Source organism: Rhodopirellula sp. UH5 (assembly GCF_056839225.1).
Genome location: NZ_CM166390.1, coordinates 2,174,272 through 2,188,066, shown reverse-complemented (window position 1 = coordinate 2,188,066; position 13,795 = coordinate 2,174,272). Strand labels below are relative to the sequence as shown.

Genomic DNA, 13,795 nt, shown 5'->3' with positions numbered 1-13,795 from the left:
CCCTCCTGGCAGGAGGGTCGAGCGAAGCGAGGGGAGGTCGAACGCAAACACCCCCGTCCATTGAAAACGACACCGTGAGCATTGCAACCAGCCGTCTCACCCCGCCTCAGCCAAGTCCCCGTCCTTCACCAACCGGTCCAACGGACTGACCACCTTCGACTCATGCGGATTTCGCACGTGGGTGTAAATCTCCGTCGTCTTCACATCGCTGTGCCCCAGCAACTGCTTCGATCTTCGCCCAACGTTGCTTCTGCTCAGCACTCGCAGGCTTCGAATACATCCCCATCCAAACTCAGCTCCCGCACGTCAACCGTGCCATCCAATTTGTGTCCTCCAACCTGCCACCTCAGCAAGTCGCTCACCCGTCGTTCTGCAACCCAAATGGCTTAGGCTTCCAGCCTGAGAATCCTCCCTCCCAACCCGCTGCACAAGCGACGCGTGAACAACAAGTCACAATGTTAGCGGTGTGGCGCAAGCCGCCCGGTGAGGAACCGGAGGGCTTGCGCCCTTCCGCTACGTCACTTGTTGTTCACGTGGTTCTAAGCAAGGCCTCACAGCATCTCCCCCTCCTGCCGATCGGGCATAAGCAAATCGGCAGGAAGGATCGGGCAAAACCATGTGAGCCGTTTGGGCGTTAGCCCCGGTTGCACCTGGGAACAGTGGCGTTTGCCATCACAGTCCAAATGCCAAAAGACTCCCGCCGACCTGCATGGAACTCTTCCAAATCGCTCAACCGCAACCTAAATCAGGGCCAGCCACCAAAGCTGCCTCACGTGCGTGAACAGGCTAGTGGTCTGTCAAAGTTAAAAGTCAGGGTTGTTCGTAGTGGACGAGGCGACGAGTCCTTGGTTTTGACGCCAGTTCAGGACTCGTCGCCTCGTCCACTACCCTAAAAACAGGGCGAGAAAACGGGACGGGCGAGAAAACGGGACGGGGGTCATTGTTGGGATGATACGTCTACTTATGACCCCCGTCCCCTTTTCTTCGTCTACTTATGACCCCCGTCCCCTTTTCTTCGTCGTCCCCTTTTCTTCGTCGTCCCCTTTTCTTCGTCGTCCCCTTTTCTTCGTCGCCGCCGCCGACTGTCGTCGCTCCGCGACTGGGGCCCGTGTTTTGGCACGGATGATCCTTGGGTTGAAACCCAAGGCTGTTCAAGTGCCGTCGCTCCGCGACTCAGAGGCGTGGGTGCGAGACGGCCAAGCCCTCTTGCTAAGAATTGCTCTGGCGGGAAGACGGGCGTCCCACGAGGACGTCCGTTGGGTTTCTCCCACCAAACCTCTTTGTCAACGCGGCACGGCAGGCGAGAAAAGGGGAGGAGCGGAAGGGGGCGATTCGAGGCTGGATCCATCTGGATCGTCAGGCGGATCATCGCGAGAATGCCGACGACACGGCTGGGGTTTCGGAGTCGCAAAGCGACGTCAGGCACCAGCCTTGGACGCAAGTCCCAGGAATCGATGCCTCCGCCGCTCGGTAGTCGCGAAGCGATGGCAGGTGTTGGTCCGGGCGGTGGAACGCCTGCCGTCGCTTTGCGACTGGTGTCTCGGCTCCTCTCGCTGCCCTCGGGCTTGCGTCCGTGCCTTTCGGCTGTCATCGCTTCGCGATTCATGCTGCTCTCCGGGGCAAAGGTTGGTGGATGGCACCATCCGAATTCTCGAGGCAGAAGCCCGCTAAAACGCAGCACCAGAAAGCTGCACAACCGTCGCAGCGGGAGGGGGCGGAAAGCGAGCGTTCAGCGAGATTTCCGGGGGAAGGCAATCCGCGCCGTTTCCCATGCTCGGCCCTCACCCTCGCGTACGCCTGAACGGGGTCGCTCTCCCCAAACTTCGTTGCGGGAGAGGTGGATCGTGCGGCAACCAGCTACAAAGCGGCCGTGATCAACCGGATGACCTTCCCAGGGGGGCGAAGCCAGGCGGCACGCCCGCTAACAGGGCAAGTTGCATCGGGACCGTGTCAGAAAACGTCGCGTCGATCGCAAACGTTTACGCAGCGTCGATCGCGGATCGCAGGGAACGGCAGAACTCGCCCGCTTCCTCAGCGGCTGCTTGGACAGGATCGGTTCCCGATTCGTTTGCCTTGGCCACCGCAGCGGCCACTCGCCGGACAATCGCGGAGCCAACAATCAAGCCATCAGAAACAGGTGCCAACTGGGCTGCGGTTTCAGGTCCGCTGATTCCGAACCCGATGCAGATCGGCAGTTCGGTTTGTTCACGGAGCCAGCCCACATTGTCAACCAAATCGGCCGGCAACGCGGTTCGTTCACCTGTGATTCCAGTGACGGAAACGTAGTACAGGAAACCGCTGGACAGTTCCGCGATGCGGCATTGGCGGTCTCTTGTCGTGGTGGGTGTGACGAGCTGGATCAGGTCGAAACCTTTCTCCTGGCAAACCTTGCTGAACTCGTCTGCTTCTTCGACCAACAAATCAGGCACGATCGCGCCGCAGTAACCCGCTTGCATGGCTTGCTCGACGTACTTGGCCATTCCGATTCGGTAGATGATCGAATAGCTGACCATCGTCACGCGTGGCATCGCGGCAACATCGGCGTTGTCCGTCAAATGCTGGCCGAGATCCCAGACATGTTGCAGCTTGAACCCCGCGTCGAGTGCACGTTGGTAGGAGGCCTGGATCACCGGTCCGTCGGCGATGGGATCGCTGTAGGGGACTCCGATTTCGCAGAGATCGGCACCGGCGCGGCGAGCTGCTGCGATGACGGCTTCTGTTGTGTCAATGTTCGGGTCGCCGGTCGTCAAAAACGGCATCAAGGCTTTGCGGTTCTGACCACGAAGCGATTCAAACAGGTTTTGCAGAGGCGTCATGGATGTCGGATCAACGTCGAAATGGGCGGACGAAACAGGTCTCAGTGAATTCTGCCGCCAAGCCTAGATTCCCGCGTGCGGATCGGCAACCAAGCCGCCACCAAAGACGGGGCGTGTCGGGACGGGATGGTACCGGGGCCAAGGCACCTCGGGCGGCGCTTCTGGCTCGGAGTGAACGCCCCCGGTGATGGGATCCAAGTCCATCGGCAGGGCTCCCTCCATCACCCCCGATCCGACTTGACCGGAGGCACCCTGGTGGGGTGTCCCGGTGCGGTCGCACATGACCCCATGCCCGTCGGTGGGGACAATCACGGCACCATCTTCGATCAGGCTCTGTGTGTGCTGAGCGGCGGTGTGAGGCCGTCCGCGACGCCAATCGCCGAGCAATCCGCCATGATCGTCCGGGTCGTGGGTCCGCTCGCTGGGGACGCCGAGAGCCACACATCCGCTTGTGCAAGCCAGCAGTCCAACCAGCAAGCATCGCGTCAGCGAGCGGGCGGTCCAAAGGCGACGGTCATGGCAATGCGAATGTGGCATAGCTCTTGGATCGGTCGGCAGAATCGTTTTCTTTAGAAAAAATTGCCTGACCGGAAAAGTCGTCCGATGGTGCAGACCAGCGCTCAAGGGAAAAACGCCGCTGTCTTTGCGAGTTCAACGCAGGCCAACCGAGATCAAGTATTCTTGTCGTTGATCTCCATGGCCCACCCCGGTCCGAATCAGCAGTCGGTCGTCGACGGGGACCGGTGTGGCGAAGAGAGAGTCGCCGGTTTTGTTTTCTGCCTTCAGTTCGAATCGATCCTGGCTGGCTTGGAAGGCGAAGACGGTGCCGTCTTCGGCCGCAACGTAGATGCGGCCATCGACCAACAACGGCGAGGCGCTGATGCCACCGCCGAACAAACGTGTCCGCCACATTTGTTTGCCGTCCATGGTCCGCCAGCAGTAGGCAACGCCGGTGTCCGCGACGCCGAACAAGTAGTTGGGGATCGTCAGCAGCGATTGTTCGTAGCACTGGACGTTGTTTTCCCACTGCACACTGTTGGAGCTGCCATCGCCTAGGATGCACCAGGTGCCAGCTCTGGGATTTCCGCCGCTGGTGATGACGCGGCGGTCGTCCCAAACAACGGTGCCACAGATCGCCTCGGTCGCCGTGTCCACGCCCCAGAGTTCTTTGCCTGTGACGGGATCGTAGGCATTGATCATGTCGGCTCCTGAGATCAGCACCATCGGCTGGCCTCCAATCGTCGCCGCGATTGGCGTGGCAAAGTTCAAATTGGACGGCCGAGCAACTCGCCAAACGTCGCGGCCGGTTTGAGTGTCCAAGGCCGCGAGACAGCTTTCAGGCCCGTCGTACTCTGCTGCGACGACCAGCAGGCCATCCACCAAAATCGGGCTGGCTCCATACCCAAATTGGAATTGCGAAGGCCGAAACGCCGCGACTTTCCTCTGCCAGTTTTGTTTGCCTTCCAAATTCAACGAGGTCACGACGATCGCGTCATCGGTGTGGAAGGAAACGTAAATGTTCTGACCGTCCGAGGCGGGGCTGGGGGAGGCAAACGAATTGTTCGAGTGGATTCGCTCGGGCAGCGTCCCGCGGTGAATGATCCAGTTGTCGACCATCCGTCCATCGGAACGACTGCATTTGATCAGACGCTGGGTTTCATCTTCGGCCACCGCCGTGGTCAGGAAAATATGGTCCCCGACAACGATGGGAGACGAATGCCCGCGACCCGGAATCGCCGTTTTCCAAACAACGTTTTCGCTTCGTTCCAAATCCCAGCGAAGGGGAGCTTCCGCGTCAGCCGGTGCGTGATTGTTGCCTTCCGGGCCTCGCCACTGCAGCCAATCCGCGGCGGCGCAGGTCGAAACCGGCCCCATCGCCCCGCCTGCCAACTGGACCAACCCAGCCCACAACAGCCATGCCAATGGGACGAGCATGCGGTGGAGCGGACGCTGGGGGCACAACATGGGGGCAGATCGATTCATCTTTCAAATCCATTGTCAGAGAAGAGTGCGAGAAGAGACGGTGCAGGCTGATAAATCGCACGTGTTGGAATCGCCGAAGGCGTGCCGCCATTGGAACACCAAAGAAAAAAGGCTCAAGATCCGTTCGGCAGAGTTGAGAACCATTCGGCTCTGTGGGACCCCGATGCGTCAGTTTTGAAGTGCAAGGGAAGTCGATTTGAGGGGCTCATCTGCCGGAGCAGCGTCGAAGCGGCTCGATCCGGCCTACCTCGCAAAGCCATCACTCATCCAATCGATGTCCCTCCGAAAGGAGGGAGGTGGAGAGCACTGAGGGGATGAAATTCCATGCTCACCGAGATCGGTGAGCATCTTTTTACCTATCTCGCGATGGAACCATCCTGCTGACAGCGGGGTGTCAGTTTGCTCCTGGCAGATCGCCCGCTGGCAGTCCTGCATCGGGTGCGTCGCCAGCAGGCATGCCGCCAGGAAGGTCACCCGGAAGACCAGGGGCTTGATTGCCTGGCAAGCCGAACGTCGGCAAACCACCAGGGCGACGGTCATCTTGGCCAGCGTCTTCGTCACCGTCCAAGAGTTCAACACCAGCCAGTTTGGCCAGGGCGACACGTTGTTCTTCCAGTGATTCCATCCACTTCTTCTTGTCGTCCAACAAGTCATCGTTGATGGCCTCCGCGACGGGACGAACGTCGTCGACCCAGGAGGTCAAGACTTTTTGGTCTTCCTCTGATGCGGCGGAGATCAGGCCTGAAGGGGTGTCGGGAATTTCAGCCAGAGGTGAACCAACCGCTCCACGGAGCAATTGTTGCAGCACCGAAGTGATTCGACGTCGGGAAAGTGAAACTTCAGGGGGCTGAGGTTTTGCGGCAGGCATGCGTCCCATCATTCCCATGCCGCCCATGCCCATGCCGCCCATCATGTCGTCCATCCCCATGCCGTCCATCCCCATCCCCATGTCCATGCCATCCATCATGCCGTCCATTTCCATGCCGCCCATCATGGCATCATCCATTCCCATGCCACCCATCCCCATTCCGCCTGCCATGCCACCACCGGCGCGGCTCTTGTCCTTCTTTTTCTTTTTGTCTTCTTTGACACCCAGGAAGGTATCGGGGCTCGGGGGTTGCTTGACGGCCATCGCGCTGGTTCGGTCGAGAGCTTTCAGGCGTTTCAGTTCGGATTCAACTGTGTCGAATGCACGACGTGACCAGCTCTTCAGCACACCCTGAGTATCAACGACTTGCCCTTCCAGCTGAGTGTTCATGTCACCCAGTTGCGAAGCCGAATACAACGCGATCAAGTCAGGTTGCTCTTCGTTGGTGCTGATTGAAATCAACTGCTTGCCAAGCGTGGTGTCTTCCGGCGCGCTGACGTAGTGCAGGATATCGACCGCGAAACGTTGCAGGTAAGCATGTGCCTTGGGGTCACGGTCTGCGGGCGCGGGTGCGTCCAGCAAGTCGGTCATCAATTGGGTCAGTTTGGCTTTGTTGTCCGCCGACATGGTTGGAAAGCCGTACATGGCGACTCGGTGAAGCGACTGCAGGGCAGCCGCTCGAACGCCATCGACTTCTTCTTCGTTTTCGTAGAGTCCCACCAGTGTGTCGAACAGCGCTGGGTAGGCGGCTGCCAAAGGCTTGGGTGGCCGGCCGGTGGCTCCGTCATACGGAGCACTGTCGAGCCGCCCCAAAACCAAAACCGCGTTGATACGGGCGGCGGGGATGTAATTGCCTTTGGCGACCTTCGTCATCCCGTTGTAGATGTTCTTCAGGAGATCCGTCTTGCCGGGGTTGTTGATTCGTTGGGCGCCCGAGAGCGATTTCTCGAGCGACGCCAACATCGGTCCCATCTCGTTTAGTTTGTCTTTGCTGACCATGGTGTAGGGAACGATGTGTTCGATGTAGATCATCGCGTTTCGCTTCACATCCGCCGTCAGTTGCTCCGGTTTGCGAGAAGAGGCCAGCGTTTTCGCTGCGCGTTCGTACCCTGAGATCTTTTCAGGCGTCACTGCGGCGGCGGGCAGATTGATCACCTCGTATTGCTGAGCGGAGGCGATTCCGCTGAGCAGCCAACACAACACCATGACCAGACATAGGATCCAAATCCGTTTGGCGCGTTGATGGTTGGAAGCCTGGCCCCCGTTCGCTGAATCCATCTGCGGCGAGTCAATTTGCGCAGCGGCAGCAATTGGGCCAGATGACTTGGACGGGGACGAGGTCGTAGTGGCGTGTCGCAAAGGAACACCTTCGGAGAGAAGAGCACGGCCGAATAGGATCGAAACGCGAACGTTTCGCGGACTTCCATTATTCACCGACTGACCGTCTCCCGTCAACGAAAATCCCGAATGACAGCGCATTTGCAGCCCTGGCGAAGGCATTGGGACGTCTTGCCAGCCCGCTCGCCGCTGCGGCTTGTTGATTTTGTAGTGGGTTGCCCACTCTTGGCCGACATCCACAACACTGACGGGCAAGAGTGCCCATGCTCCATGCGTTGAAACGACTTTGACGACTCAATCGACAAGCCGGCTTCCGGCGGGCGTTTCGGGCGGTGAGCCTGCATCGCAGAAAGCGTGAGGGCATAAAAAAAGGCGAGGCCGGCTCCGAAGAACCGACCACGCCTCGCACGGGGGGACGCTTAATATTTGGGTAAATCATGGTGCAGGGTGCGTCCCTCTGACACAGGTAACCATAGTCCCGTTCCTGCGAATTTCGAGCAATTCGGTCGAGGAATCTGGGGTTCTGCCGCAGTCCCTTGGGAAGCGTGATCGTCTGTGCCAATCGAAACGATTCTGCCGATTGGAGCCCTCGGGGGGGCAAGGGATGCGGGCTGCCCAGAGCAAAACTTTTCCAGGCCCAGCGGGATCGATTGGAGTGCCGGTCAAAATGTGCCGATTGTTCCGGTTGGAGGGGGGCCTCCGTCATGGATCATCGTTTCGCCCACGACACCGTCGTTCAGGCCGCGATCCATGTCCATTTCAATCCTTTGGGAACGGAAGTGACGGAAGAAGCCATGCAGAGCAACACCAACCGTTGGGTCGGCCTTTTCGCACTGCGAACTGTGGAGCCGGTGGGAAATCAGGAGCCGGTGGCGCGTCGTTGGCAATTTGCCTTCGTCGCTGGCGTCGCAGTTTGGACGAGTGTTTGGGGGGCGGGCACAGCCGATGCGCAGCGTCCGGTCGTTCCCGGAACCGGGACTGAACTCGTTGGCGTCGCCGATGACTTCGAAGACGAGTCGTGGCAATATGTGCCAAACAATCCCAAGAGCACCGAGGACATTGATGAAAATCAACGTTCGCCCATGGGAAAGAGCACCAACGGACGCTGGTACGAAGGCATCAAACGGGGCCATCCCGATGTGGTCCAGCGAGTGGCCACGCCAACCGGCGGCTTGTCCGGCAGCCAAGGCGCTCTGCTGATGCGGAGCAAGTTCACGGGGATTCCCGGGAACGCCAGTGGCACGATGCACCAGGATGACTTCATCGCGAATGTTCAGTATCGACTGAAGCGTCGCATCGATGTGTCCGAGGTTCCCAGTGTCACGACGCGAGTGTTCTTGCCACCAGTGGCCGAGTGGGAACAACGCAGCGGACCTCACTTTGGATTTCGCTTGGCCCTCGAAACGACGGCGATGATTGAAAAAGAAATTGGGCTGTTCAAGCTCAAACGCAAAGAGATGGGCAACGAGATCTACTGGCCGGGTTTGTTCATCGAATTCGAAAGCAAGGCTGACAGCCGAAGTCGCAGCGACGACTACGCTTACTTGCGAGTTCGTAGCAACCAACGTGGCGCCGACTTTCGTGGTCCGCAGATCACCACCACGGGTTGGTGGACGTTGGGCATGAGCGTCACACCGGATGGCATGGTGCATTACTATGCATCGCCCGGCGTGGATGACCTGACCGAGGAAGACTACATCACCAGTCAGTTCCCCTACGGTTACGAAGCGGAACGAATGCGAACGTTCTTCTACAACATCTGCAGTGCGGATGACGGACGTCGTTGGAGCACTTCGTTCATCGTCGATGATCCGAAGGTCTTCTTGGTTCGCCCCAAGGGCAAACAGATGGCAGGTCGATCCAGCAACCCACGTCGCTGAGTCGTTCAGGCCAGTTGCTCGACGCGGCACGGATAGAACGGCCGCGAATGTTCCACCAAATCCAACATGGTTTTGGTGTTCAGAGAATCGGAGGCAGTGGGGATTTCGTTGCGAATCGCTTTTCGGTAAACGCTGAGCAATTGCTGCCTTTGGTTTTCCGGCCCGTATTTTGTCGCCACAACGTTTCGGTTGTGAGCGATCGTTGCGGGATCGCTTGCTGTTCTCAACGCGTCGCACAACGTGGCGTTTCGTTGCCGGATTTCTTTCGCGAACCCGGAATCGGTGGCAAAGCGGTGGATCACCTCGGTCTGCAACTCCGGCGTCAATCTCGCGAAATCGATCCAGTCGCAATCGCGAGAGACGGCGGCGCCGCCTGGGGATCGGACTCCCTTCCACGCGTTGACTTTGGCGGCCGCGAATTGGCGTTCTGCTTCCGCGAGCCAAGACGCAGAGCTGGGAATCATGACGACGTCATAGAGCTGATCCAGCTGCATGCCTTGGTCCATGAAATCGCGGGTCACGCCGGGAAGGTTTCTCGCAACGACAGGGCGTGAGGCGAGCCAGGGTTCGAGAAAGACCATCCCAAATCCTTCCGCCACGCTGGACGAAACGACGACGCTAGCGGCTGATAGATTGTCCACGAATTGGATGCCTTCCTGATGAGCGGCATCGAAGACGACGTTGTCCACACTTTGCTTGGCAATTGCTCGCCAGCGTTCGTAGGATCTTCTTTCCATCGGGGTGTCGGGGGCAAGCGTCATCGCGCCCACGGTTGGGCGACCGGCCATCTGGCACAGCAGCAAGAATTCGCCCAGGTTCTTGCGGCGGATTCCACGAACGGGATAGAGCATCCAGCGGAAATCAGTGGGCAACTGGAACGCTTTCGCGACACGCTGCGCTGCGGTTTCGAAATCAGGCAGCTCATCGCTTGGGAGGCGAACGCTGTTGGGCAGCACATCGATGCGGGAGTTCGAAATTCCAAACTTCGACAACGTTTCCGCATCGCCGGTGGTCAAGGTCGCGTAGGACAGTCGTTCGCCACACGGGTACAGGATTTTGTCGAGGTCTTGAACGTGATCGCAATCGTGGGCCGTTTTGAGATGCGCCCAGTTTTGTGGCCGTTGGTCTTCTGCAAAGTCATGGATTTGCATCACGCACGCATAACCAAGATTCGCCAAACGCTGGATCACCAGTGGAGCGGCCGCGTTTTTGCCGAGGCTGTGATTGTGCCAGTGGATGACCGTCTGCTCGCGAGTCCAGCCCGCGCGTTGGCATTGCTCGTCCAACTCGCGAGCCGTTTGTTCGGCTTGTTGTGAAACGCTCCGCGAACAATCACGCAGCGAGTCGTATTCCAGGGCCGGGAGCGTCCACAGGGAACCCGAGGAGCGGGTTGCTGCGTGCAGGCCTGACTGACGCGGGCCGCTGACCAGAGCAACCTCGTCAATGTCATTGGATTGATGCAGGCAGTGAACATGATTGTCGACCACCTGGGTCACACCGCCCCGTTCGAAGTGGCAATGCACAATGAGAATTTTCATCGCGGAAACTTTCACTGGCTGTCAGTCTCGAAGGGGCAAGGCGTTTCAGTGACTGAGGTGGTTGTGGCATTGCTTCACGCTCCCCTCGCTTCGCTCGACCTTACCTGGGGACGTTCGAATAATAATTGGTGGCTGGCGTCTGGGGTTCGCCCCGGATGGGGCCGTCATGCTTCTCTCGGGGCGGAAGCCCCGAGAGACCGATGCCGGAAAACAAACGGTCGCCCCGGATGGGGCCGTTGTGGGAGTTGGGGGAGTCCCTCGCTCACGCTTCGGGTTGTGATGGGTGGTCTTGGCCGACTCGGACGGGCAAGAGTGCCCATCCTACTTGTGCGTTCTTTTTCACTGGCTGGAAGCCTATGCCACACTTCGATCAGTGCACGCGTTGGCCGGGCAGTGCACCGTCGTCGATGCTGAGGACGAAGACTTCTTCGCCGCCGGGACCGGCTGCGGTGACCATGCCTTCGCTCAAACCAAACCGCATCTTTCGAGGTTTGAGGTTGGCGACCATCACGACCAGGCGTCCGACCAACTTTTCGGGGTCGTAAGCGGCTTTGATGCCGGCGAAGACCTGGCGAGTTTCGTCGCCGCCCAAACCGAGTGTGAGTTTCAGAAGTTTGTTGGCTTCCGGCACGTGTTCGGCCGACAGAACACGAGCGACCCGCAGGTCGACCTTCATGAACTCATCGATGGTGATTTCATCGGCGAGCGGTTCATCCTTGAGTGGTTGATCGCTGTCGTTGAACGGGTTGGCGGCGACGACTTCATTTTCTTGAGCCGCTTCGTCTTTGCTTTCTTCCATCATTGCTTCGAGATCCTCGAGTTTGACACGGTCCATCATACGTTGAAATTTGTTGACGCCACGGTCAGTCAGTGGCGTTTGACTTTGTTCCCACGACGTGATCGGTTCCCCGAGCAAGTCGCCACATTTTTTTGCCAGTTCGGGAAGGACTGGGGCCAAGTAAACGGCCAGTTGCCGGAACAGATTCAGTGCGACCGTGCAAACGTCTCGCAGTTCGTCTTGTCGCTCGGCATCTTTGTTCATTTCCCATGGCTTGGCGTGTTCGACAAACGGGTTGGCCGCGTCGGCCAATTCCATGATCAAACGCATTGCTTTGGAATACTCGCTGTCTTCGTAAGCCGACGCGATCTCGTCGCCCTTGGCGGCGGCGGTTTGGAACAGCCCTCCGTCATCGGGATACGACGGTGACAATCCGGTTCGGCTGGCAAACTTGCCAACGCGACTGGCCAAGTTGACCACTTTGCCGACCAAGTCGGAGTTGACCTTCTCGACGAACTCGTCGACTCCCAAGTCCAAGTCTTCGACTCGCGACGACAACTTGGTGGCGTAGAAGTAACGCAGCGCGGAGGGATCGATGTGTTTCAAGAAGGTTTCGGCTTTGACGAAGGTGCCATCACTCTTCGACATCTTTTTGCCGTTCACATTGAGGAAGCCATGGATGTGAACTTTGGTTGGCAGGGAGAACCCGGCCGTCTTCAACATCCCTGGCCAAAACAGCGTGTGGAAGTAGGTGATGTCCTTGCCGATGAAGTGGTGGACTTCGCAGTCGTCGCTCTGCCACCAATCGGCCAGGTTTTCATCGTTGGCATTGCACCACTGTTGCGTGCTGGCGATGTAGCCGATTGGCGCGTCGAACCAGACATACCAGTAGTTGCCGGGAGCGTCGGGGATTTCGAATCCAAAGTACGGGGCGGGGCGACTGATGTCCCAGTCGCGAAGTTCTTCCGCCAGGAAGTGTCCCTTCAGGTAGTTGGCCGTTTCCGATTGCAGGGCACCGGAGTTGGAAACCCATTCGGAGAGAAACCCGTGCAGCTTTTCCAATTCGACGAACAGGTGTTCGGCTTCTTTGAGGATCGGCGTGGCACCGCTGAGCGTGCTGACCGGGTCGATCAATTCAGTGGGGCTGTAGGTGTGCCCGCAATTGCAATTGTCGCCGGCTTGGTCCGGCGTGCCACATTTCGGGCACGTTCCACGCACGAATCGGTCGGCCAGAAAGGTCTCGGCTTCTGGATCGTAGAGTTGCTCGACGCTTCGCTGGACCACCAAGCCCGCGTCCCGGAGAGATTGCCAGATTTGATGGCAAATCGTTCGGTTTTCTTCGCTGTTGGTGCTGCCGTAGTGGTCGAATTCGATTCCAAAACCCGCGAAATCACGCTGGTGAGCTTCGCTGGTTTCTTCGATCAATTCAATCTCGGACCGGCCTTCGCTGCGGGCCCGAATCATGATCGCGGTGCCGTGCGTGTCGTCGGCGCAGATGTACAAGCAACGATTGCCACGCAGTTTCTGAAACCGGACCCAAATGTCGGTTTGCAGGTATTCCACCAGGTGGCCGATGTGAATCGGGCCGTTGGCGTAGGGCAAGGCAGCGGTAACGAGCAGACGACGCGTCATGAAAGCAGTTGTCGGTGAGTGGATCGAGGGCTTCAGCGATACCCACGACCCATTTTTGCGACGTGGGGTTCACCATCCAAGGTCGCGATTGTGACAAACCACCGCTCGATCGAACAGGACCAGCCACTGAAGACGACTGCGACGCGCTTGGCGTCAGAGGTTCATGACCGTTTTGACCAGGTCGCTGATGGAATACGGGTGAGCCGATGCAAACGCCTCTCCGGCCCAACAACCGGCTTGCGAACCGGTCACCAACGCGGCGGCACGCACTCGGTCGGTAATTTTCGGTTTGTGGGCAAACTGACTTTCGTAAGCCGTGATCGAGGCGAGTTTTTGTTCCAAGCAATCGCCAATGTCAACGATCAGGTGATGGGACTCACCGGGCATCACATCGGATTCAAATGCCAATCGAAAATAGAGTTGGCGAGCAACCGCGTGGACGGGAACCCCGTCAAAGTGTTCGTCCCAACGACACAGACGACTGTAAAACACCGCTGCATCGGTGATCTGCATTGCTTGCCAATGGTCCGGGGAAGCCATGGGCGTTTTTTGCCCGAACCCGATCACGATCCGGGGACGAAATCGACGGAACTGGCGGGCCAACGCGATCCGCGGGACAAAACCGTCCATCAGAATTCGGTTGGGAAGGTTCAGCTGGACTCGCGCGTGAACGCCCAGGCACTCGGCGGCTCGGACCGATTCTGCCATCCGGGTATCGACGTCGGGGCAATGGGGCGTCGGTTCGCCATCGGTCAAATCGATGATGCCGACGCGATAACCCTGGCGGACCATCTTGGCCAGCGTGCCACCACAGGCTGATTCAACATCGTCCGGGTGAGCCCCCACCGCAATCACGTCCAGTGACTGCGTCGGGTCGTCGGGGAGAAGGAGATCGCTCGGTTCTGGAATGGCTTCATTCATGGAACCAGCTTAGCAATGAGCGGGAGAGATGTGTCAGGTGC

Annotated in this window: 8 protein-coding genes; 1 reads left to right on the top strand and 7 read right to left on the bottom strand. The window is 58.6% G+C overall.

The genetic code is table 11. The annotated features are described in order from the left end of the window. Nucleotides 1-1,979 precede the first annotated feature (1,979 nt). The 4 genes from trpA to UH5x_RS07875 form a co-directional block, all read right to left on the bottom strand. Complete coding sequence (trpA, locus tag UH5x_RS07890) at nucleotides 1,980-2,816, bottom strand: tryptophan synthase subunit alpha (protein ID WP_047815920.1); 837 nt, start codon at nucleotides 2,814-2,816, stop codon at nucleotides 1,980-1,982. A gap of 63 nt (nucleotides 2,817-2,879) precedes the next feature. Then, complete coding sequence (locus UH5x_RS07885; RefSeq protein WP_482635323.1) at nucleotides 2,880-3,353, bottom strand: hypothetical protein; 474 nt, start codon at nucleotides 3,351-3,353, stop codon at nucleotides 2,880-2,882. 114 nt (nucleotides 3,354-3,467) lie between these two features. Then, nucleotides 3,468-4,799 carry an outer membrane protein assembly factor BamB family protein gene (locus UH5x_RS07880; protein WP_482635322.1) on the bottom strand — a complete coding sequence of 444 codons (1,332 nt, stop codon included), beginning with the start codon at nucleotides 4,797-4,799 and terminating at the stop codon, nucleotides 3,468-3,470. A 394-nt stretch (nucleotides 4,800-5,193) separates the two neighbouring features. Further along, nucleotides 5,194-6,873 (bottom strand): hypothetical protein, encoded by a 1,680-nt coding sequence (locus UH5x_RS07875; RefSeq protein WP_482635321.1) that lies wholly within the window; start codon nucleotides 6,871-6,873, stop codon nucleotides 5,194-5,196. 836 nt (nucleotides 6,874-7,709) lie between these two features. On the opposite strand from UH5x_RS07875, the gene UH5x_RS07870 reads away from it, so the two are divergent. Continuing rightward, nucleotides 7,710-8,885, top strand: a complete 1,176-nt coding sequence (locus UH5x_RS07870; protein ID WP_047815922.1) for a hypothetical protein — start codon at nucleotides 7,710-7,712, stop codon at nucleotides 8,883-8,885. 5 nt (nucleotides 8,886-8,890) lie between these two features. On the opposite strand, the gene UH5x_RS07865 is transcribed toward UH5x_RS07870, so the two are convergent. From UH5x_RS07865 to UH5x_RS07855, 3 genes are all read right to left on the bottom strand, one after another. Continuing rightward, nucleotides 8,891-10,423, bottom strand: coding sequence for a glycosyltransferase family protein (locus tag UH5x_RS07865; RefSeq protein ID WP_482635320.1), 1,533 nt, complete (start codon nucleotides 10,421-10,423; stop codon nucleotides 8,891-8,893). Nucleotides 10,424-10,793: 370 nt separating this feature from the next. Then, entirely contained in the window at nucleotides 10,794-12,833 is a 2,040-nt protein-coding gene (gene metG / locus UH5x_RS07860) for a methionine--tRNA ligase (RefSeq protein ID WP_482635319.1), read from the bottom strand. Between the two features lie 153 nt (nucleotides 12,834-12,986). Then, nucleotides 12,987-13,754, bottom strand: coding sequence for a PIG-L family deacetylase (locus tag UH5x_RS07855; protein WP_047815925.1), 768 nt, complete (start codon nucleotides 13,752-13,754; stop codon nucleotides 12,987-12,989). Nucleotides 13,755-13,795: the final 41 nt, after the last annotated feature.